This window comes from Planococcus halocryophilus (assembly GCF_022489025.1).
Classification (GTDB): domain Bacteria; phylum Bacillota; class Bacilli; order Bacillales_A; family Planococcaceae; genus Planococcus; species Planococcus halocryophilus_A.
This window is the reverse complement of the sequence record NZ_JAKVTG010000013.1, coordinates 61,898-83,604: the sequence shown is the minus strand read 5'-3', so window position 1 is coordinate 83,604 and position 21,707 is coordinate 61,898. Positions and strand designations below refer to the sequence as shown.

General features: G+C 41.7%; 17 protein-coding genes. 15 read left to right on the top strand and 2 right to left on the bottom strand.

Annotation, left to right across the window (positions count from 1 at the left end; all coding sequences use genetic code 11):
* The first annotated feature begins 205 nt into the window (after window positions 1–205).
* The 5 genes from MLE13_RS13800 to MLE13_RS13780 all read left to right on the top strand — a co-directional run bounded on the left by MLE13_RS13800 (window position 206) and on the right by MLE13_RS13780 (window position 9,532).
* Complete coding sequence (locus MLE13_RS13800) at window positions 206–1,501, top strand: Nramp family divalent metal transporter (protein WP_240750260.1); 1,296 nt, start codon at window positions 206–208, stop codon at window positions 1,499–1,501.
* 304 nt (window positions 1,502–1,805) lie between these two features.
* Window positions 1,806–2,081, top strand: coding sequence for an excalibur calcium-binding domain-containing protein (locus MLE13_RS13795; RefSeq protein ID WP_240750259.1), 276 nt, complete (start codon window positions 1,806–1,808; stop codon window positions 2,079–2,081).
* 227 nt (window positions 2,082–2,308) lie between these two features.
* Complete coding sequence (locus MLE13_RS13790) at window positions 2,309–2,779, top strand: AlbA family DNA-binding domain-containing protein (RefSeq protein ID WP_346429174.1); 471 nt, start codon at window positions 2,309–2,311, stop codon at window positions 2,777–2,779.
* Window positions 2,780–2,852: 73 nt separating this feature from the next.
* Entirely contained in the window at window positions 2,853–3,527 is a 675-nt protein-coding gene (locus MLE13_RS13785; protein WP_240750258.1) for an ATP-binding protein, read from the top strand.
* 464 nt (window positions 3,528–3,991) lie between these two features.
* Window positions 3,992–9,532: a pullulanase gene (locus MLE13_RS13780; RefSeq protein WP_240750257.1), complete on the top strand. Its 5,541-nt coding sequence runs from the start codon at window positions 3,992–3,994 to the stop codon at window positions 9,530–9,532.
* Window positions 9,533–9,926: 394 nt separating this feature from the next.
* On the opposite strand, the gene MLE13_RS13775 is transcribed toward MLE13_RS13780, so the two are convergent.
* On the bottom strand, window positions 9,927–10,520 hold the full coding sequence (locus MLE13_RS13775) for a CHRD domain-containing protein (RefSeq protein WP_240750256.1): 594 nt from the start codon (window positions 10,518–10,520) through the stop codon (window positions 9,927–9,929).
* A gap of 186 nt (window positions 10,521–10,706) precedes the next feature.
* Here MLE13_RS13775 and MLE13_RS13770 point away from each other — a divergent pair, with 186 nt between their 5' ends.
* Window positions 10,707–11,363, top strand: a complete 657-nt coding sequence (locus MLE13_RS13770; protein ID WP_240750255.1) for a class D sortase — start codon at window positions 10,707–10,709, stop codon at window positions 11,361–11,363.
* Window positions 11,364–11,399: 36 nt separating this feature from the next.
* Here the strand turns inward: MLE13_RS13770 and MLE13_RS13765 are convergent, their stop codons facing one another.
* Window positions 11,400–12,770 (bottom strand): LA2681 family HEPN domain-containing protein, encoded by a 1,371-nt coding sequence (locus tag MLE13_RS13765; protein ID WP_240750254.1) that lies wholly within the window; start codon window positions 12,768–12,770, stop codon window positions 11,400–11,402.
* A gap of 384 nt (window positions 12,771–13,154) precedes the next feature.
* Between MLE13_RS13765 and MLE13_RS13760 the strand changes: the two genes are divergently transcribed.
* The 9 genes from MLE13_RS13760 (at window position 13,155) to MLE13_RS13720 (ending at window position 21,703) form a co-directional block, all read left to right on the top strand.
* Window positions 13,155–13,316 (top strand): hypothetical protein, encoded by a 162-nt coding sequence (locus MLE13_RS13760; protein WP_240750253.1) that lies wholly within the window; start codon window positions 13,155–13,157, stop codon window positions 13,314–13,316.
* A 582-nt stretch (window positions 13,317–13,898) separates the two neighbouring features.
* Window positions 13,899–14,546, top strand: a complete 648-nt coding sequence (locus MLE13_RS13755; RefSeq protein ID WP_240750252.1) for a nitroreductase family protein — start codon at window positions 13,899–13,901, stop codon at window positions 14,544–14,546.
* Between the two features lie 64 nt (window positions 14,547–14,610).
* Window positions 14,611–15,039 carry a MarR family winged helix-turn-helix transcriptional regulator gene (locus MLE13_RS13750; protein ID WP_240750251.1) on the top strand — a complete coding sequence of 143 codons (429 nt, stop codon included), beginning with the start codon at window positions 14,611–14,613 and terminating at the stop codon, window positions 15,037–15,039.
* 35 nt (window positions 15,040–15,074) lie between these two features.
* Window positions 15,075–15,371 (top strand): putative quinol monooxygenase, encoded by a 297-nt coding sequence (locus MLE13_RS13745; protein WP_240750250.1) that lies wholly within the window; start codon window positions 15,075–15,077, stop codon window positions 15,369–15,371.
* Window positions 15,372–15,515: 144 nt separating this feature from the next.
* Window positions 15,516–15,806: a putative quinol monooxygenase gene (locus MLE13_RS13740; protein WP_240750249.1), complete on the top strand. Its 291-nt coding sequence runs from the start codon at window positions 15,516–15,518 to the stop codon at window positions 15,804–15,806.
* Between the two features lie 109 nt (window positions 15,807–15,915).
* A complete protein-coding gene (locus MLE13_RS13735; protein WP_240750248.1) occupies window positions 15,916–16,212 on the top strand; it encodes a putative quinol monooxygenase in 297 nt (98 codons plus the stop codon).
* A 74-nt stretch (window positions 16,213–16,286) separates the two neighbouring features.
* Window positions 16,287–16,511: a putative quinol monooxygenase gene (locus MLE13_RS13730; protein WP_240750247.1), complete on the top strand. Its 225-nt coding sequence runs from the start codon at window positions 16,287–16,289 to the stop codon at window positions 16,509–16,511.
* 288 nt (window positions 16,512–16,799) lie between these two features.
* On the top strand, window positions 16,800–17,276 hold the full coding sequence (locus MLE13_RS13725) for a VanZ family protein (protein ID WP_240750246.1): 477 nt from the start codon (window positions 16,800–16,802) through the stop codon (window positions 17,274–17,276).
* 278 nt (window positions 17,277–17,554) lie between these two features.
* A complete protein-coding gene (locus MLE13_RS13720; RefSeq protein ID WP_240750245.1) occupies window positions 17,555–21,703 on the top strand; it encodes a tetratricopeptide repeat protein in 4,149 nt (1,382 codons plus the stop codon).
* Window positions 21,704–21,707: the final 4 nt, after the last annotated feature.

Here is a 21,707-nt window from a genome sequence, read left to right as displayed (position 1 = left end):
TATAATTGTTCAGGTTGTGTAGATTAACCTTTTTTTGGAAATGAAAGCGCTTTATAATAAAGGAAGATGATCTTTTCAGAGCGACTCAAAAAGTAAGAAAAGCAGAGACAAGAATTTGATGCTGAACTAAGTAGTGGGAAATAGGATTGTATTGTTCTTTAGAACCGGTTTTTAAATACTCTTATTGTAAAAGGAGATGAAAGAAATGGAAATTCGTGAAGAAAATGTGGTATCAGCTAAAAAATCCATCATACAAAGAATGATTACTGTTGTAAAAACATACGGCCCTGCAATTGTAATGGTACTGACGATGATGGGAGCCGGAGATCTTGTAACTTCCTCAGTAGCGGGCTCAACGTATGGCTATGCATTGATGTGGTTGCTTGCCGGATCACTTTTAATCCGATATGTTATCTGTAATATCATGGGACGTTTCCAAATGTACAATAACGAGGGAATGACAATTTTAGAAGGCTATTCACGGCTTCACAAATTTTTTCCATACTTTTTCGGAATAGCCTCTCTGGTTATTGGGCATTTAATTATCGCCCAGATGATAAAAGGATCCGGATTGGCATTGGCTTGGATGTTCGGTATTGGGGATGCATTTCTTTGGTCGATTGGCGTGGTTCTGATTAGTTTGCTGATTATGGGAAGAAACGCTTACCGTAACGTGGAAATGGTTATGAAGATTCTATTGGGCGTATTAACAATTTGTTTCGTAGGTTTGGCGGTTTACAGTGGACCTGATGTAGGTGGGATTCTGAGAGGTACCGTAGGATTTGCGCTACCTGCTGAAGTTGGCACATACAGCGTTATTCTTGTCGCTCTTTCGCTAGTCGGGGCAGTAGCGGGTTCTCTAACAAATTTGATTTATCCTTATTTTTTGCAAGACAGAGGCTGGATCAAACCAGAGCACAAAAAAATTCAGCGAAGAGATTTAATGTTTGGGTTTGGATGTGCCATTGTTTTAAACTTGGCCATTTGGATTGTGGGGGCGGAAATTTTGCGTCCTAACGGGATTCAAGTAGAAAGTGTAGATGATATTTCACGCGCTTTGTCTTTATATATGGGGAACTTTGGATCTTGGATTTTCTACTTGGGCGTTTTCGGGATTTTATACAGCAGTGTAATCGGTACGGCAAACGGTTACGGAAAAGTAATTATGGATTGCTATTACAAAGTTACAAATAGAATTTTGACAAAAGACCAGAAAATAGAAGGAGATCCGAAATTCAAATGGGTCAGCCTGTTTCTACTTATTTCCCCAATTATTTGGTCGATACCAGGGGTTACAGGGTTTATTGCTTTGACATTGTTTACAAATGCATTGAATGTAATCGGCTTACCAGCGATTGCCATTGGGTTGCTAGTCATTTCAAACCAAAAGAAATACCTGGGTAAAAATACAAACAACTGGTTTGAGAATACGGTGCTAGCGTCAACATCCTTGTTGGCTGTTTGGGGATCTTATGAAATTCTGATGAGCTTTTTCTATTAAACCAATACCCTTAGTGGCGCAAGTTGCTGCACCAGCAAAATTCGAGCTGGAAAGTGCATAAATTCACGCTACTGTGTAAGAAGGAATGGACAAACGAAATAATTCCGCCATCCCTCTAGTTTAAAAAGGGCTATCCCGAAAAGTCGTATCTACGGACTTTAGAGGATGGTCCTTTTTTGGTTTGCCTCAAAATAATTATTTTGAGGCTATAGTACTGGATATAAAAGACTGGTAAACTAAATTAGCTAACAATATATGGATTTTTTGTTGTGGAGTTAGCAACGAAAAATAGGAGGAATAGATGATGAAGAAAATCGGTTTTGCCATCATGTCGTTGATGGTCGTCATTAGTTTCACAGTCAGCGCAGCACCTATGCCAACTGATGCAGCAGCAGTAAAAGTAAAAACGTATGAAAACTGTACAGCCATCAACAAAGTATACAAAGGCGGTATCGCTCGTAATTCGAAAGTGAAGAACAAAGGCGGCGCAACAAAATACAAGCCGTTTGTTTCACAGGCTTTGTATGATGCGAATAAAAAGAGTGATCGAGATAAAGATTTGATTGCTTGTGAGAAGTAGGGATTTATATGGTAAATGCTCCCTTCGAAATCAACAGATTTCGAAGGGGGCATTTTTGTGTTCGTTGAGATTTACGAATAGTTTTGTTAAGTGTGGGATAGTCGAGTCTATTTCGATGATTGAGTAATCGATTATAAAAATAGATAAGGACTGAGGTGTTGCTTGTGTTTTGGGAAAGTCCAAAAATTGAACTAAAGCGTGAGATGACTGAGGGATAAAAAAAAGAAATTATCGCTTTTGCAAATACTGATGGAGGAGAAATCCTAATAGGTATTGAAGATGATGGCACAGTGGTAAATTTAGTAAATGCTCAAAATAATTTAGAAACCGTCAGCAATATACTAAGAGATAGCATAAAGCCAGATATACTGGTGCATACCTCTGCTGAAATCTTAACAATTGATGGGGGAAAAGTACTGAAGATTGAAATTACACGTGGATCAAGAAGACCATATCATCTTGCTAGTAAGGGAATGAAGCCGGCAGGAGTATTTGTTCGACACGGCACATCAGCTAGTGCAGCATCAGATGAAGCAATTCGTCAAATGATTATAGAATCAGATGGAACTCAATATAAGAACATGAGATGCATCAATCAATCCTTAACATTCAAAGAAACTAAACGTTTGTTTGAAGCTCAAGGACTAGCTTTAGAACCAATGCAAAAAAAGAACACTTGGAATTATCAACTCAGATAATTATTACACAAATTTAGGTCAATTATTATCAGATCAGTGCGAGCATTCTATCAAAGCTGAACGTTACAAAGGCTTGACCAAATTGGATTTCCAAGACCGCAAAGAATTTAACGGCTCTATCTTGAAGCAAGTTGATGAAGCATTTGAGTATATGCAATTGCATAACGCCAGATCAGCAAGTTTCATCGGATTGCATCGAAATGATATTACAGAATACCCGATTTTTGCGGTACGGGAAGCATTGGTAAATGCCGTAGTACACCGCGACTATAGTTTTAGCGGAAGTATTTTGATCCATATCTTTGATAATCGAATTGAAATTGTATCTATAGGCGGTCTAGTACAAGGACTGACTTTAGTGGATATTGAATTGGGGATTTCACAAAGCAGAAATCCGCGATTAGCAAATTGCATTTACCGGATGAAATGGATTGAAAGTTACGGTACTGGTTTGCAACGGATAAAAGAAAGTTATCTAGATTCAAAGACACAGCCATATTGGAACGTTGGACCAAATTCGTTTGTTGTGGTATTGCCTAAAAATGAATTCGTATATGCCAGTAGGAATGATTCTCTAGAAATAGTGCAGTGGATTGAAGAAAAAGAAACATTTACTAGCAAAGAACTTGAAGATTATTTAGATAAGAGTAAATTCTTCGTCAGAAATTTATTGGAATCTCTGACGAAGGATGGGATGATCAAGCGTATTGGTGAAGGGCGAGCTACTAGATACATCAGAAAATTCTAAAATTACATTTAAGAAGCCGCTACATATATTTAGGTTAAACTGCATCTCTCGAGGGGCAGTTTTTTTGTCGAGGATGAAAACTCGATAAAAAAGAAAAACTTCAGGTAAAGAAGTGAGAAATTCATGTAAGAGCTGCGAACACCCGGGTTAAAAAGAAAAAAATTCATGTAAGCATCACGAACACCCGGGTTAAAGCCATAATCCCCCAATATACCCAATTCACATTTTATGTTGCTGTTTACAAAAAATTGATGTAAAATTACCAGTAATAATTTGAAAACGCTTACAATTCTGAATTTATCCATCCAGAAGCCATCGCTCATCAAAAGACATAAGCGATTTCGCCCTTTTGTGCAATCGTTTGCACAAAAGTTAGAAAGGGATGTCTCACTCATAAAAGGAGGATATATTGTCAATCTACAGGCTATTCTAAAGCAAATAGAAGAGGAGATGACAGCGTGAAGATGAGCAAGAAATGGAAACAGAAATTTTTAATGGTGTTGGCATTATTGCTAGTTATGGGTACGTGGACGCCGTTTGTTCAAGTGCAACCGGTACAGGCTGAAACTTCGACAGCAACAGCCGATCGAGAAGTGCGTTTGTCTTATATTCGTGCGGATCAAACGTATGGAGACTGGAATATTTGGGCGTGGAATACAGGAAGAGTTAATGATCAAATCAATTTTGAGTCGTATGACGGTGGAGTGGCTGTCGCTCATATTGCGGTAGCGCCAGAAACGAAGGAATTTGGATTTGTTTTGCGCAGTACCGAAGATTGGAATACAGCCCAAAAAGAATTTGGGGATCGCTTTATCCAGGTGAATAAAAATGATTCTTTGACAAAAGCTTTTGTCACGAGTGGAAAAGAACAGATTCGCATTGTACCGGATGGCTCGGCGCCTGTTATTGATAACGGGGATGCCATGTTTTATTACCGAGACAAGGAACTTTTCGCAAGCAACGCGATGAATACCATTGAAAAAGTGGAGTTGCAGTTCGGTGGCGAGACGCATGAAATGACCTATGAACCGGAAAATGAGCGGTTTGTGTTTTTAGCAAATGATATTCCGACAGGTGAACATCCTTATACATACCTCGTGACAAAAGCGGGTGTGACAACGGAAGTTACGGATCCTTACAATACGGTGGAAGGTGTTTCGACGCTTGTATTTAATCAAGCCGATTTAACGGTTAGCGGCACTGTAGCACCAGCCGCCATCGATTACAATCAAAACGCAGTGTTGTCGGTTGAGATTGAAGGCCTAACAGAAGAGGTAAAGATTTCAAAAATTGTTGCGGATACTTCTCTTTTAGGTGGGTCTGCTCAACTAGAAATTGATCCGACGTTAAAAGAAATTTCGATTGCCGTAGACGATGATATAGCAGCAGGTACAAAGGCTATTCCGTTAACTGTGACGGATTCTTACGGCAATTTGTATAAAGGAACAGCAGAAGTAGAAGTTAAAACAAGGCAGTCAGTCGGAGAAGGGGATTTTGACTGGGACGAGTCGGTGATTTACTTTATGTTAACGGACCGATTTTTTGATGGGGATGCGTCAAATAACGATCCATATGATTTAAATTACGATAAGGAGTCGCGTGGTACGTACCAAGGCGGCGATTTTAAAGGCATTACGGACAAACTGGATTATTTAGATGAGCTTGGTGTTAACACGATTTGGATTAGTCCGGTTGTAGAAAACATTAAATACGATGTTCGTTATTACGAAACGTCAGAACCGTATTATGGTTATCACGGTTACTGGGCCAATAATTTTGGAGAGTTAAATCCACATTTTGGCACGATGGAAGAGTTTCATGATCTGATTGATGGGGCACACGACCGCAACATGAAAATTATGGTCGATGTGGTGGTCAATCACACCGGATACGGCTTAAAAGAAATTGATGGTTCGATTACCAATAAACCCGCGGGCTATCCGTCAGATGCCGACCGGGCAAGATTTAGTGACTTGCTTCGTCAAGGTGCGGACGTAGGTACAGATGAAGTGGTCGGAGAATTAGCGGGACTTCCAGACTTTATCACGGAAGACCCAAACGTTCGCGAACAAATTATTGATTGGCAAACCGATTGGATTGAAAAAGCGACGACAGAAAACGGCAATACAATCGATTATTTCCGTGTGGATACGGTGAAACACGTAGAAGATACAACGTGGATGCAGTTTAAAAATGCCTTAACCGAAAAAATGCCGGAATTTAAAATGATCGGTGAAGCTTGGGGCGCTAAAGTGGACAATACGTTAGGGTACCTCGAAACGGGCACGATGGATTCACTATTAGACTTTGGTTTTAAAGAAACAGCTCGGTCATTTGTCAACGGCAGTTTAGAAGCGGCTAATGCGTCTCTTACTGCACGAAACGCAAAATTGGATAACACGGCAACACTCGGGCAGTTTTTAGGAAGCCATGACGAAGAAGGTTTCCTCCATTCACTTGCTGGGGATAAAGGAAAGTTACAAGTCGCAGCCACTCTTCAAGCAACAGCAAAAGGACAACCTGTGATTTATTACGGTGAAGAGCTTGGCCAAACAGGAGCTAATAATTATCCGCAATACGATAATCGTTATGATTTTGCGTGGGACCAAGTGGAAGGCAATGAAATTTTGGCGCATTACACCAAAATTTTAAACTTTAGAGAAGATTATTCGAAAGTGTTTGCTAAGGGAGAGCGCACGCTTGTTGGAGGATCTGATAAAGATCAATTCCTCTTGTTTTCTCGTGACTACCAAGATCAAAAGGTGTACGTTGGCTTAAACGTAGCAGAAGAAAGCAAAGCGGTGACATTAACCGTGGATTCTGCAGACGCTGTTGTGACTGATGCCTATTCGGGTACGGAATATACAGCAACAGCAGGAAAAGTAAACTTAACACTTCCAGGGAAAGCAGCTGGCGGTACGGTGTTATTAACGGTTAAAGGAGGCAGCATTACCGGTGTTGCGAAAGACGATGGTGAAGTGGTGGTTGAACCAGTACCAGAAAACAATATCCGCATTCACTATAAGCGCGAAGACAATGTCTACAAAAACTACGGGGCATGGCTGTGGAATGATGTTGCGTCTCCTTCTGCAAACTGGCCAGTAGGGGCGACAATGTTTGAGAAAACCGATAGTTACGGTGCGTATATCGATGTGCCATTAGCTAAAGGTGCGAAAAATATCGGTTTTCTTGTCATGGATATTACCGCGGGTGACGCGGGCAAAGACGGCGGAGACAAAGGCTTTACGATTTCTTCGCCACAAGCAAATGAAATTTGGATCAAGCAAGGTTCGGACAAAGTGTACACGTACGAACCGGTAGATTTGCCAGCAAATACAGTCCGTATTCATTACACGCGTGGAGAGGCAGATTACGATGACTTTGGCATATGGAACTGGGGCGATGTCGCGTCTCCTTCAGAAGACTGGCCAACAGGCGCGGTCAATTTTGACGGCACGGATCGTTACGGCGCCTATGCAGATATCGAGTTAACAGAAGCTGCAAAAGAAATAGGGTTTTTAGTGGTCAATGAAAAAACGCAAGAAAAAGATGCAGGCGATAAATCATTCAACTTGTTGGATAAATTCAATCACTTATGGATCAAACAAGGAGACGATACGGTGTACGTTTCTCCTTATGATGAAGTCGCATCAGGACTTGGGTCGGCTGAAGTTGTTTCTGAAAACACACTTCTATTAAGATTTAACAGCACAGATGGCTTAACTTCTGAAAAATTAGTAGCTGGTTTAGCGATTCAAGATGCGGATGGCACAGCTGTTGGAGTGGAAACGGCAAAAATTACAGGAGACAAAACTGTCGAAGTTACAGCGCAATTTAATTTAGACAAATTGCCACTGTCCGTTACGTACGCCGGCAGAACGGTGTCAGCTACTACTGGATGGAGAATGTTGGATAAGGCATTTGCTTATGACGGCGATGACCTCGGCGCAACGTATAAAAAAGGGCACGCGACATTGAAGTTATGGGCACCAAAAGCAAGCAAAGTCGTGGCGAATTTCTATGATAAAAAAGATGCGACCACGTTACTTGGCAGTATCGAATTATCATTTGGCGATCAAGGTGTTTGGTCAAAAGACATTGCACCAAGCGAGTTAGGTGTGAAAGATTTAAAAGGGTATTACTATCAATACGAAGTTACAAATGACGGCGTTACGAAAAATGTATTAGATCCGTACGCCAAATCGATGGCGGCGTTTACGGTAAATACAAAAGGTGAAGCGGGTCCAGACGGAGACAAAGTAGGGAAAGCCGCGATTGTCGATTTGAGTGGAACAGACCCGAAAGGTTTCAGTCATGCATCAATTGACGGCTATGAAAAACGAGAAGATGCCGTGATTTACGAAGTGCATATTCGCGACTTTACAGCAGATCCTTCTATTGAAAAGAAATTAAAGTCGAGATGGGGCTCTTACACTGCGTTTATCGATAAATTGGATTACATTAAATCATTAGGCGTTACCCATGTTCAATTGCTGCCAGTTATGGCATGGTATTTTGGCGATGAAACGAAGATGGGTGAAAGAGAGCAAAACTATTCAGCTCTTGGCAATGAATACAACTGGGGCTATGATCCGCACAATTACTTCTCACCAGATGGTGCGTATTCACAAGATGCGACCGATCCTGAATTACGCGTCAAAGAACTAAAAGCATTGATCGATGCAATTCATGACGCAGACATGGGCGTGGTGTTGGATGTGGTTTATACGCATACGGCACAAACGAGTTTATTGAACGACATCGTGCCAGATTATTACGCGTATCAAGACGATAAAGGCAACTTCCTTGGCGGATTTGGCAACAACTTAGCAACAAGCCACACGATGGCTGAAAAGCTCATGGTCGACTCTGTAAAGTATTGGTTTGACGAATACAAAATTGACGGCATGCGATTTGATATGATGGGCGACGCTACGTATCCGTCTATCCAAAACGCCTATAATGCGGCAGCTGCTATCAATCCAGATGCGTTATTTATTGGAGAAGGATGGCGAACATTTGCAGGACAACTTGCAGACCCAGACCTTGCGGGAATGGGCGCTGATCAAGATTGGATGGACAAAACAGATGACGTAGGCGTCTTTTCAGACGAAATGCGAAATGAACTAAAATCTGGTTTTGGCTCTGAAGGCGAACCGCGATTTATCACAGGTGGGGCACGCAATGTTGCTACGATTTTCAATAACATTAAAGGCCAACCATCCAATACGGCCGCTGACGACCCGGGCGATATGGTTCAATACATCGCCGCACACGACAATTTACCACTTTATGATGTGATTGCGCAATCGATTAAAAAAGATCCAGCAATCCCGGAAAACAATCTCGAAATTCACAAACGCATTCGCATCGGAAACTCGCTGGTTTTAACGTCTCAAGGAACCGCATTTATCCATGCTGGCCAAGAATACGGCCGGACAAAGCAATGGTTCGGCGAAGGCGTACCTGAGCAAAAATACCACGAATTAAAAGATGAAGCGGGCAAATCGTTCGGCTATTTTATCCACGATTCCTATGATTCTTCCGATGTCATCAATCAATTTGATTGGCAAAAAGCAACAAACAAAAAAGACTTTGCCGTCAACAACACAACGCGCACCTATACAGAAGGCTTGATCGAGTTAAGAAAATCGACAAATGCTTTCCGCTTAGGAGAAAAAGAGCTAGTGGACAAAAATGTTTCTCTACTCAACATCCCAGAAATGAAAGATTCCGACTTAGTCATTGCGTACGAAAATAAATCCACCGACAACACCGGAAATTACTACGTCTTCGTCAATGCGGACAACAAAGCCCGTACGTTTACATTAGGCGACTATAATTTCTCGAACGGTGAAATTGTCGTAGACAACGACGAAGCAGGAGCAAAAAAAGTCTCGAAACCATCCGGCTTTACGTTATCAAAAGATACGTTGAAAATTGATCCGCTGACGACAATTGTCATTAAAGTGGAGGAGAAAAAGAAGAAAAAAGAGAAGCGTTAAGAAAGCGTTTTTCATATTGAAGTAGGCGACTGGCTGAATCCAAGTGATTCTGCCAGTCGCTTTTTGATACTGAAGTTTATTTATGTAGAACAACCTGTATATAATTAGATAAAACTACCTTGTCTTGATTGTGTATACATAGCAGAAAGGGTTTGGGGGGATGGAAAAAATAAAGCTGCCGCTTCTTTTATTCACCCTCATGGCGATTGGATTTGTGATTTTTTGGGTGTTTGGTCGGTATTTGTAGCGGAGGAAGATAGTTGAAATGGCTAGAGATTGTTGAGATAGATTCATTACGTGGTGATCAAAAGTTTTGAAAATCAATAAAAAAGCTGAACTTGTATCATTGGTGTATGACTAGCCAAAGAGGAGTTCAGCTTTTTTAGGGAATTGTCTATGCAGCTTTCTTCTGATTTCTGCCGACTAGCAATAGTCCGCCCATCAACGCCATCAGCACACCAATCATCGTGTAAAGTGGTCCGTTAGAAGCGGTCGTTGGCATTTCATCGCCTTCTTCGGCCATTTCTACTTGCCCGCGAAGTTCACCGTCAGGATACTGTTCTGTATGAAGGTTTACATAGATATCACCAGCCACCATCGCTTTTGTGAAATCTTCCCATGACATTTCTCCGGCAAGGTCGGCTTCACTCAACGTGCCCGATGCTACTTCGCCATCGTAATCTGTCGCTTCCTCGTTGTTGAACAAGGCTATTTCAACAGGTCCGTTTTCGCCAGTAGCGCCACTGTGCAAGTGCCCTGCAAGTGCATTGGTTAATCCTTCAGCATTGACCGTGAATTCGAGCGACATGCCATCTTCACTAAACATAATACTTGCATCACCTGTTGCATCACTTTCGACCTCTGCTGTTTCCTGGTCCGGTGTCAACTCCGCCATAAACTCTTGTCCTTCATGAGCAGCAAAGACCGATCCGGCAAATCCTGTAACGGCCAAAATTGAAACGAGTGGTAAAGCCATGCGTTTTTTCATAGATCATTCTCCTTCTTGCAAATTTCGCCAATAGGCGATAACATATTATACAACAAAGTATTCTTAAAAATTAGAATTTTCTGTAAAAATAAATATAAACACCTTAATGAATACCTTAATTTGTCAATAGATGCGGAGTAGAAGTATAGAATCAGTCTATTCCAGTATGGTACTAGGGGTGAAACCGTGAAGAAAAAAGTAGGTGTGTTGCTTTTATTGATGGGATTGCTTTTCGCCGCTTGGAACGGCTATGTATGGCTGTCTGAAATGTCTTCTGGCCAAGAAACTATCGATGAAAATGATATAGCACAAGCAAATGAAATCGACAGTGTTGCTGTTTCGACAGAAGCTCTTGTTCAAGAAGAAGTTAGTCCTTCGTTGGTGAAAAAGGAAATTCCAAGCCCTCGGAATTACGATGAATATGAACGGGGGGAAGAGATAGGATGGTTGTTAATTCCTGCTCTGGATAAAAAGTACCCAGTTTATTGGGGAACAGACGATGACACGTTAACACAAGGCGTCGGCTATCATGTCGGTAACTTCACCACGCCTCCAGATGGCAAGCAGCATACTGTTTTAGCGGGGCATAGAGACACGGTATTCCGCGAACTGGGCAATTTAAAAGAAGGCGATACAATGTTTGTACAATTTGAAGACGTTCAATACGAATATAAAATAAAACGGACTTGGATTACAGATGCAAAAGACCGGTCAGTTATTGTTGCAAAAGATAAAGCTACCCTGACACTTACCACTTGTTATCCGTTTAACTTTCTCGGCGCAGCGCCTGACCGTTATATCATTGAAGCACCACTTGTGGATATTACCGATATGAACTCATGAAAACAGCGACACTCAGATTTTGAGTGTCGCTGTTTGTTATTTTTTCTCCAACTCAATCGCAAATCCTAAATACATCAACGCATTACGCGCTTTAAAAGTAGTAGTCAGTGCAAGGCGTTCAAGTTCGACTTGCGTCATTTGATGCTTGCGCAGTTCGCCAGTTTCAGCGATTTCTTCTTTTTTCGTAATAACTTGAACAAAGCTGCGTTCGAGTTGATCTCGGATTAGCAATGAACGAACCGTCGCAACGTTTTGAACAGCAGACTGTTCGTAGCCAAAAAGTTCTTTTGATAGCCAGAACAATGCTTTCAACGCCCCATTTTTACTATCTCTGATAAATGGTTTGAGCGGCTTTTTCGGATCTTCTTCTTCAAACCACATGCGTTGCATACCAGCACGTGGATTTGTCATTTCGAGTTTGTAATACTGGCTAACAAACTGAGCGATTTTCGAGAACAATGTAAATGACTGTCGGTAAACAATCTTCAGTTTTTCATTGCGCTCAGCACTTGGTTCTTGTTCGAGTGCATCAAACAGATTCCAACGAAGCCCAGTAAATTCAGAAACAATGCTGTCCATGAACGTTTCAAGGAATAAGCCGTGCTCTTTATCAGAACCAATATGACGATAGTTTAGCGTATCAATTTTCATCGTGCCTTCTGGATCGACTTCGTTGTTGTCATTGAGCAACAAGCGATGTTTAGCGCACCAGTCGCGGTAATCGCGCTCGCGGCCTTCGAAAAAGTTTGGCTTGTAGTTACCAGTCAGATCAATCGGCCCAATCTCTTCAAGCATTTTAACAGCCAGTTTTAAACGGTCCGCATACAACGCGCGTCCATTGACGTTGGTGATTTTTTCAATCCCGTCACGCAATAAATCACGCGACAAATGAAGTGCCTCACCTTTTGCCTCTTTATTGCGTAAAAACGTTGAATAAAACAACAATCCCCATCCGCGTTCAGCGTCTAAACGTTCGTATGACGGGTCATTTTCCGCTTCAGTCATTTGTTCCAAAACGTTGAGCCCATCAAGCGAACGACCTACGTAAATCAAAGCTTCCGCATAGTTCAAGCAAATTTGGTTCCATATAGTAGGCGGCACTTTGCCACGGAACTGAGCGTATAAGCTTTCAAAAAGAAAGAGCTGGCGCTGCTTCATCGGGCTGTTCCAGTCTTTTTGCAACTGGTGCTCGACGCCTAGCTTGCTGCTTTCAAGTAAAATCGCCAGCGGGTAAGCAGCTTGACCTTCAAGACGTTTTTTTAAGTGTTCAATAATCACTTTTAACTTTTCCGGCTCGGTGCGTGTTTTTTGAAACTCCTGCAGCAATAATTGTGCAGCTTGGTAAACTTCTTTCAACTCAAACTGCCCGTAATCGTCTGATTGGGCAATCTCTTGTAATGTCGACATCGGGAACCCTCCTTGGATCGGTACTTCTCTTCTTATTGTACCGAAGTAAGGTGAGTGGGTCACCCCTTGTTGTCGGAATTTTTGGGGATTGGTTGTGTTTTGGAGAGGATATGCGCGGTAGGGCGGGTGTTGTGCGCGGTCCAGGAGAAATACGCGCGATGCGTCGAGTGTTACGCGCGATGCTGGGAGAATACGCGCGGTAGCGAGGAACTTACGCACGTTCCAGGAAAAATACGCGCGAACGGAGTTCCGGACGCAAAACTTCCTCTTGAAGCGAAGCAAGTAGGTTTTAGTGCTTTTCGCTCGCGAAAAGCGGGACATCTAGTTTCTTTTGTTTGGGCGGGAGAGTGTGATTGGGCTTAGAAGTAGGCTGGGTGGCGAGATATGCGTAGTTGGGCGGGTGTTGTGCGCGGTCTAGGAGAAATATGCGCGATGCGGCGTGTGTTACGCGCGATGCTGGGAGAATACGCGTGGTGGCGAGACGGTTACGCACGTTCTGGAAAAAATACGCGCGAACGGAGTTCCGGACGCAAAACTTCCTCTTGAAGCGAAGCAAGTAGATTTTAGTGCTTTTCGCTCGCGAAAAGCTGGGCATGTAATGTTTTTGGTTTTGGCGGGAGAGTGTGATTGGGCTTGGAAGTAGGCTGGGTGGCGGCATACGCGCGGTAGCGAGGAACTTACGCACGTTCCAGGAAAAATACGCGCGAACGGAGTTGCGGACGCAAGACTTCCTCTTGAAGCGAAGCAAGTAGGTTTTAGTGCTTTTCGCTCGCGAAAAGCTGGGCATGTAATGTTTTTGGTTTTGGCGGGCAAGCATGACCAGTCTAAAGGTAGACTGAGTGGCGGCATACGCTCGGTCCTAGAAAAATACGCACGGTGTAGCAAATGATACGTGCGATGCTGAGAGAATACGCGCGGTCGCGAGAGACTTACGCACGTTCCAGAGAAAATACGCGCGCTCCCCTCCAAATACGCACGGTAAGCGTTTCGGACGCAAAAAAAAAACTCCCCCAAACTTTATAGTTGCAAATCTCCACCAACGGGTTTATATTATATGAGGAGTCAATGATTGATGCCTCAATCATTATCAAAACACATAAACCTAACAGAAAAAGGAGCACGACACATATGCAAGCTACAAAAACTTACCAAAAAACAAACGATTTTAACGACATTATGAACAACCGTCGTTCGATCAAACAATACGATCCATCGGTGAAAATCAGCCGTGAAGAAATGAGCCAAATCATTGAACAAGCTTCAACAGCGCCATCTTCTATTAACATGCAGCCTTGGCGTTTCGTCGTAATCGACACGGAAGAAGGAAAAGAAAAAATCGCACCGCTTGCTTCATTCAACTTAGAAAAAGTAATGAGCGCATCTGCAGTCATCGCAATTTTTGCGGATCTTAAAAACATCGAATACGGAGAAGAAATTTACGGGAAAGCTGTAGAACTTGGCTATATGCCTGCAGATGTAATGCGCGCTCAGCTTGATTATTTCAAACCGGCTTATGAAAATGCACCGTACGATACAATGAAAGACATTATTATGTTGGATACAGGTCTTGCGTCTATGCAATTAATGCTAGTTGCGCGTGCTCATGGATATGGCACGAACCCAATTGGCGGTTATGATAAAGAAAACATCGCAGAAGTGTTAGACTTAGATAAAGATCGTTATGTTCCGGTTATGTTACTGACAATCGGGAAAGCATTAAATGATGGCTTCCAGTCATACCGTTTGCCTGTTGAAACTACTACGCAATGGAAATAAAAGATGGTCAATGAAAAGCGAAAAGCCAATCAATTGACCCTATCACAAAAGAGGAGGTCCATTGATGGCATGTTCATTTTCAAAGCAAGAGCAAATCTTACAATTGTTCAAAGGACTGACCAACCAAATCAGCCCGAAATTTGAACGCTGTACAGGCATTAGTGCATCGCGCTATGAATTGCTTTATCAACTTTATAACACAGACGAAATCAACCAATCGACGCTTCAAAAAGCTGTCAATATTGATAGCGCGGCCGTTACCCGCCACTTGAAACAACTCGAGGCAGACGGTATGGTTACCAGAAAAAGAAGTCCAGCCGACAACCGCGTCATTTTTGTCAGCTTAACCACTGAAGGTCGCGAAAAAATTATCGGCTACCGGCAAGAAAACATGGGCTTTGTCAATCAAATGCTTCATGACTTCACATCAGAAGAAATTGAGCATCTGTCCGACATGCTAAGCCGCATGCAACACAATATAAGCGAGTACTAACGCACGACCAAATAAAAAACAGAGGATGGATACACATGATTATTATTCACGCAAACTTGCAAGTACAACCAGCTCAAGAACAAGCATTTTTAGAAGCAGCTAAAACTGTCATCGAAGGATCACGTCAAGAAACAGGCAACATCAGCTACGACTTGAAAAAATCTACTGATCAAGAACAACATTACACAATGGTCGAAGTGTGGAAAGATGCTGAAGCCATTCAAGCGCATAACACAAGCGAACATTTCAAAGCATTTGTTCAAAAAGCACCAACATTCATGGCTGCACCAATGGACTTAAACGCTTATAGCGCAGAAACTGTAAAAATGTAATAAGAATACTTCTGAAGAGTGGCTTTAAGCCACTCTTTTTTTAGTTAAATTAGAGACTGATTATTGGTAGTTTTTATCCAAATGATATATAGTTAACTAAATATTAATTTTTTGATATAAAATCGATTGGAAGGATGAGAGTTGGTGATTATTAATTACTCCCACTTAGAAGTGAAACCGGGTCATGAAGAAGAATTTTTAGAAGCATGCAAGCTCGTTCTTAAAGGAGCTAGAGCAAATGAAGGGAATATTAATTACAATTTAGTGAAGGTCTTCGGCGAAGAGAACACTTACAAAGCAGTTGGATTTTGGAGAGATGCAGAAATTTATGATGCTCACCTTGCGAGCGATTATGTAGCAGACTACATGAAAAAGTCGACAGAATTTTTGAGCGCTCCCATAATGAAGGAAGTTATACGTGGTGAAAATCGGTAAATGGTAAAGAGAATATCAAATTGATTTATGAGCCGGTAGGTGTAGAACAAAAATAACTAGTAAGTTTAATAGATTATTTTCAAAAATACGGTTAAAAGGATGAAACTAAATGATTATTCTATATTCACATTTTGAAGTGAAACCGGGTCATGAAGAAGAATTTTTAGCAGCTTGCAAACCGGTTATTCAAAAAGCTAGAGCTATAAAAGGTAATACTAGTTACCATTTAATGAAAGTATTTGACGAAAAGGACATCTATAAATTAGTTGGATTTTGGGACGATATGGACGCATATAAATCTCACAGTACAAGCGAATATTTGAAGGATTATGTCCAAAAATCAAACAACTTTTTGGCTATTCCAATTGAGAGAACATTAGTTAGTGGAGAAATTGTAAAAGTATAAACAGGGAAAAGAGTTTGAATATAGTTTTGAAGTGTATGTAAGAAGTTGTAAAATCAGAACTATCTTTTACACACATGCAAGTGAAACCTGACAAAGAACAAGCATTTTTAGAAGCAAGCAAACCATTTAATCAAGCATCAAGAGCCGAAGAAGGCAACGAAAGCTACGATTTAATGAAATCTACTGAACAAGATCATCAGTACACAGTAGTCGAAATTTGGAAAGATGGACAGGCTTTACAAACACACAATGGCACTGAACACATGGCAGCTATCGCTCAACAAGCACCGAATTTTTAGTTGCACCAATGGATGTGCATGCTTTTGACGGAGAACCCATGAAACTAGAATAGAATGAAACTCTCTTCCTTAAATGAGTGGGCGTGATGATTAGATAGTCTTCTTTACAAAAAAGTGGCCTTGGCCACTTTTTTTTGCTTTGGCAGCAAACTAGCACTAGTTATTTAAAATCAACCGACATATAATAAGCTAAGTGAATCTACTGGAATATCATGTAAGTAAATAACTTAGTTGACCCGCAAACCTCACCAAATAGAAACAGCTAACAAAATTGAAGGGAAGAGCGTTTTGAAAGCAAAATACATACCGATAATCTTCTGGGGGCTGTGCATTTTACTAGCAACTAATAACTACAATTTCCAAGCCTTACTATTCAGCCAAGAAATCAACTTTCATATTCGCGTGTTCCCCAACTTTTCGGATTTGTTCATCACAAATGACATTCATTTAAACAGTAAAACTTACGTATTCCAAAAAGTCGGTCATGCCTTGTCTTTCGGTATACTTTTTCTCATTATGGCGAAAACGGTAAATCATAAGACAAAAGCCATCATTTTATGCAGTCTTTTTGCGTTCTTTACCGAATTCCTTCAATTATTTTTTGAGAGGAGCGGAAGAATCTCTGACGTCATTATTGATATCGGTGGCGTTTATCTAGCTTATCGATTGAGTATATACGTGGAAGAACAAGGCGGAATCACTCAAACCTTTTGGAAAACGGTACAAAAAATAGTCGGTGCATTGACAGATGAAAAATTTCGTTAAATAAACCCAATTCAAATCGACGTTTCTTCTATTTATAGAAGAAACGTTTTTTTGTCTAACTTCTCACTATGAACCCTAATCCCAGCGCAGGCTCACCAACAAGCTAGTTGATGCGACACAGGAAAGTGAAAACTGACTACCTCAAATCGCTTCATCAAATCTACTGAAAATAAAATTTCTACACTCCTTAAATTTGTATTGCATCCTATAATTTTCCACTATATAATAAATCAACCACATTTACATGGGGCAATGGGAGAGGCAGGAATGATAGGGGTATGAAAGCAAACGAGATACAAACAGCGCAGCAAGTTGTAGACGCAATCCGCCAGTTATGGGCGGCACGTTCCGTTCGGGAATTACGCAAATTTATAGGGGAACTCCAGACAGAAGAAGATTTTTTGCGCTTGATGAAACTAACCGATCAAGCCGATTTATATACATACGGCCATTTGCTCGCAAGACAAGCTCATAAACGCTTTGGCACGTTGCGGACATTTACGTGGCAATGTGCGCGATTACTCGAGACAGGACGTAGCTTAGAAGCAGAAGAACAAATGGTTGGCAGGTTGCACGGTATCGAATCTGGCAACGATTCAACAGAAGAACTAGCAGCGGCCCATCAATTGTTGTTGCGCGTATTTTCTCAGTTAAATCGTTTGCCAGAAGCAAAAACGCAACTTGAACAGTACAAAGCACAAAAAGGATTCGTTTGGCCAGATCTTGAAGGATTTTATTTTATTCACAGTGGAGAATGGCAACAGGCTGAAAGAGTGCTTGAAGGAGCGTTGAGCGACAGAGTAACTGAGCGGAGTCAGCAAGTGCGCATGTTGTATGCAGATGTATTGGCGATGACTGGTCGACAAGCGGAGTCATTGGCTGTTCTAGAAAAAGGACAAGAGTTAGAATCCGACTCTTGGACATTCCGTGCAGATATTATCCGTACGCTGTTTTTCCTTGGTCATTACGAAAAGGCACTTGCTGAAATGACACATTATAATGAAGAAAACCCGTACCATGTTCATCAAAAAGCATGGGCATATATGGCGGCAGAATGCTTGTACAAGCTAGGACGTTGGGAAGGCCTGCAAGCTTGGGTAAACACTCATCACAAATTACTAGAAAAAACCGTTTACGGCAAAGGCGAAATCCGCCGAGATGCCAAGCGCAAAGAAATCAAGTTAACGCCAAATATTCAAAAGCTCAATTATTGTGTACCGGCGTCTTTATCATTGATGCTTGAAGCTTACGATATGAAAAAAGGGCAAGACGAAATAGCGGAACACGTCTTTGATGTGACAGGATCAGATTTGCAAATGACGATGACGTATATGGAGTCACTTGGATTTACGGCGCGTTATTTTAAAGGCAAGCTTGATGTCTATAAGCAATTGCTCGATGCAGAGATTCCGGTATTGCTCAGCATGATGATTGAAAACAATGCGCACGTGCAAGTTGTTATTGGCTATGATGACCGTTTGCAAGCATTGATCGTGCAAGACCCGAATGATTTAGGGCCACATTTATTGGCTTATGAAGACATGAAAGATACGTATAAATTAACGGATTTTTTGAGTATGGTGTTTTTATTGCCAGAGCAGCAATCGTTTTTAAGCTTGCTTGATAATAAAGAACATCAGTACTTCTCTCAGTTGTTTGAAATTTGGGCTGCTGAAGAAAAAGTCGGCGAAAAAGATCGTTCTATTGATTTTCTTGAAGCCCATCCAAATGAACGTTACGGAGCAATGGTGGGATTGGTTACTCGCTTTTCAGAAAGAGCCAAAGCGCTTCATTCGACTTGGCTTGAAAAGCTTTATAAAGACCTCGGAAAAGATGATGCTGAAGTTGCGCTTTTAGCGGCGCATATGCATTACCGGAAAGAAGAAACCGAGCAAGCATTAAAATGTTTAGAGGGCGTTAAAGAAAAAAACAGTCCGTATGCGCTGTTTTTAAAAGCAGCTATTTTGATGAGTCAAAGCGAACACGAAAAAGCAGTGCCGCTTTTAAAGCGTTCGATTGAATTGGATCATTATCAACCGATGGCCTATAGCCATTTGGCGCGTTGTTATTTGGAAATCGACAAAACGTATCAAGCGTTTAAATGGTCGAGTATCGCACTAGAGCAAGAACCAACTGACGTGTTTGCACGAATTACGCATAGTTTGATTCAATACGAATCTGGCGCATATGAACAAGCGTTAGCTCGTTTCCGTGAGCTAGCTCAAGAACATCCAGAAGACGGCTATTTTATATATGAAATCGGTCGTTGTTTGTTAGCACTTGGTCAAGAAAAAGAAGCGATAGCGTCATTTGAACAAGCTAAAGAAATTGACTTTAAAGAACCATTCGCGTATTTGCGGATTGCAGAAATTCATATGGAAGCGAAAAATTGGTCTTTAGCAGACACTATTATTCGCGAAGGAATTGATCATTGCGAAAAAACCGATGTACTGCATTTGTATTTGGGACATATCGCGATGGAACAGGAACAGTTTACAGAGGCGGAAACCGAATACCGGAAATCGCTCGAATTGGATAGGACGGATTTGTATACGGTGACGCACATCGCACATGCCTTGCTAAAACAAGAAAAACACGTTGAAGTGAGAGAACTCATCATGCAATACGCAGAGACGGGGGACATATTTTATTTTAACCGAACCGCTTCCATGCTTTGGCAAGAATCGGAAGATGACCTAGGAAAAACGCTAGCTATCGACCTATTAGAAGCGGGGATGGAGCGTGACACGTTAAATCTTCACGATATCGCTGAGCAATATGCGGAGTTTGGTGAAGTAACGCAATTCCGTAGCCGCTTGTTCGACCGGTTTAAACGGTTCCGCGAAACTTCTGCAGACCCGCAATTATTGTGTTACGAAGGTGGTTTGTACGAGCTAGAAGACCATCAACGTTTTGCAAAAATGCTATACGAGCAAGCTGTCGAAATGAACGGACTTTATTTGGCGCATTACCATTTAGGTCGTCTTGCTGAACAAACTGATAAATGGAAAGAAGCACTCAAACAATACACGAAAAGCGTGAAAGCCGACTCAAGCTTTACTGCTGCTCACGAAGGAATAATGCGTAGTTACTTGGCGTTAGAAGATCATGATCGAGCTTTTAAAGCAGCTTTACATGTGTTGGAAAATGAACCATTGCCGCTGGATTTGCAAGAATTGTTCGAGTTAGTCGATAATGACGCAAAACAAATCGCAATTAGCCAAGTGCTCGAAAAAGTAGCCGCACAAGTTCCTGAAGAATGGTTGTTGTCAGCAAAAGCTCAACTTGCAGAGAAGAAAGGCAATGTGACTGAAGCCGAGAATTTATTGCTCCAAGCACAAGGACTTAACGGAGCGTTGCCTTCTCGTTATCAATATATGCAGTTTTGCATGCGACAAGGAGACTTAAAGCGCGCGCTTGTTTTACTAGAAGAATTGATTGAAGAGCATCCAGCCGAAGAAGGCTTTTACGCAGAGTATGTGCAGTTGTTAGCGGAAATGCGCAAAACCGGCGAGCTCCAAAGACGTTTGAAAAAACGACTCAAAGGCGAAGAGTTGGCGATGGCCGAAACGTATAGCTCCGATCAGTTGGTGGTTTTGTTGGATACAGAAGAAGAGGAATCGACGAATTTCTTCGGAAGGTTACGAGACAAATCACGCCGCTTTTTATTGGTTTCGAACATTATTGACCTTTATACAGATGCTGCAAAAAAATACAAAGACAGCGAAATTCCTGTCTTGCACCTTGCAGAATTTTACATGGAGCGGGACGGGGCAGACGATGCGGCAGAAGAACTAGAGCCATTTGTTAAACGCACGGGTAATTTTGATGCGGCGAAATTATTGCTTCAAGCTACATTCCAAGAAGCTAATAATAAGCAATCACCTAAGCTGCTCAATAAATCAATAAAACAAGCGCGAGAACTATATAAGCAAAAGCCGGCCGACATTGATCTTGTTTTATGGCAAGGGGACATGGCCGCAGTCGAAGAGAATATCGACAAGGCCGAGGTGTTTTACGAAAAAGCAATTGCGATGAATCCATATCGAAGCGATAGCTATGTACGCTTAATGCATTTACTTGCCAATCACCGGAAAGTGCAACCAGAACAATTTGAAAGTCGTTTACCGGAAGAGCTTCGACTGAACGAATGGATTTGTTTAACGCTTGCGATTATGTCGATCAATACCGGAGACAGTGTCTCGGCAATGACACGGTTACATGCGTTGCAAAATGCGGCACCGGAATATTTACCGGCAAGTTACGAGCTCGCACGCGCAACTATGGTAGCAGGTCAACCTGTTCAAGCTAAGAAAATGCTTACTGAACTATTTGAAAAAGACGGCGGCGAGTTGTTTATCGAAGCTGCCGTTGAAGAAGAGTTATTTGAAGAAATTGTTGACGAAGTGTTAACTGTACAGGTTTAATGGT

What these genes read in the sequence shown, in the direction of transcription:
- MLE13_RS13795 (WP_240750259.1), top strand. Translation starts at nt 1,806, where the DNA reads ATGAAGAAAATCGGTTTTGCCATCATGTCGTTGATGGTCGTCATTAGT.
- MLE13_RS13775 (WP_240750256.1), bottom strand. Translation starts at nt 10,520, where the DNA reads ATGAAAAAACGCATGGCTTTACCACTCGTTTCAATTTTGGCCGTTACA.
- MLE13_RS13800 (WP_240750260.1), top strand. Translation starts at nt 206, where the DNA reads ATGGAAATTCGTGAAGAAAATGTGGTATCAGCTAAAAAATCCATCATA.
- MLE13_RS13750 (WP_240750251.1), top strand. Translation starts at nt 14,611, where the DNA reads ATGGCATGTTCATTTTCAAAGCAAGAGCAAATCTTACAATTGTTCAAA.
- MLE13_RS13755 (WP_240750252.1), top strand. Translation starts at nt 13,899, where the DNA reads ATGCAAGCTACAAAAACTTACCAAAAAACAAACGATTTTAACGACATT.
- MLE13_RS13720 (WP_240750245.1), top strand. Translation starts at nt 17,555, where the DNA reads ATGAAAGCAAACGAGATACAAACAGCGCAGCAAGTTGTAGACGCAATC.
- MLE13_RS13730 (WP_240750247.1), top strand. Translation starts at nt 16,287, where the DNA reads ATGCAAGTGAAACCTGACAAAGAACAAGCATTTTTAGAAGCAAGCAAA.
- MLE13_RS13745 (WP_240750250.1), top strand. Translation starts at nt 15,075, where the DNA reads ATGATTATTATTCACGCAAACTTGCAAGTACAACCAGCTCAAGAACAA.
- MLE13_RS13760 (WP_240750253.1), top strand. Translation starts at nt 13,155, where the DNA reads ATGCGTAGTTGGGCGGGTGTTGTGCGCGGTCTAGGAGAAATATGCGCG.
- MLE13_RS13780 (WP_240750257.1), top strand. Translation starts at nt 3,992, where the DNA reads ATGAGCAAGAAATGGAAACAGAAATTTTTAATGGTGTTGGCATTATTG.
- MLE13_RS13735 (WP_240750248.1), top strand. Translation starts at nt 15,916, where the DNA reads ATGATTATTCTATATTCACATTTTGAAGTGAAACCGGGTCATGAAGAA.
- MLE13_RS13765 (WP_240750254.1), bottom strand. Translation starts at nt 12,770, where the DNA reads ATGTCGACATTACAAGAGATTGCCCAATCAGACGATTACGGGCAGTTT.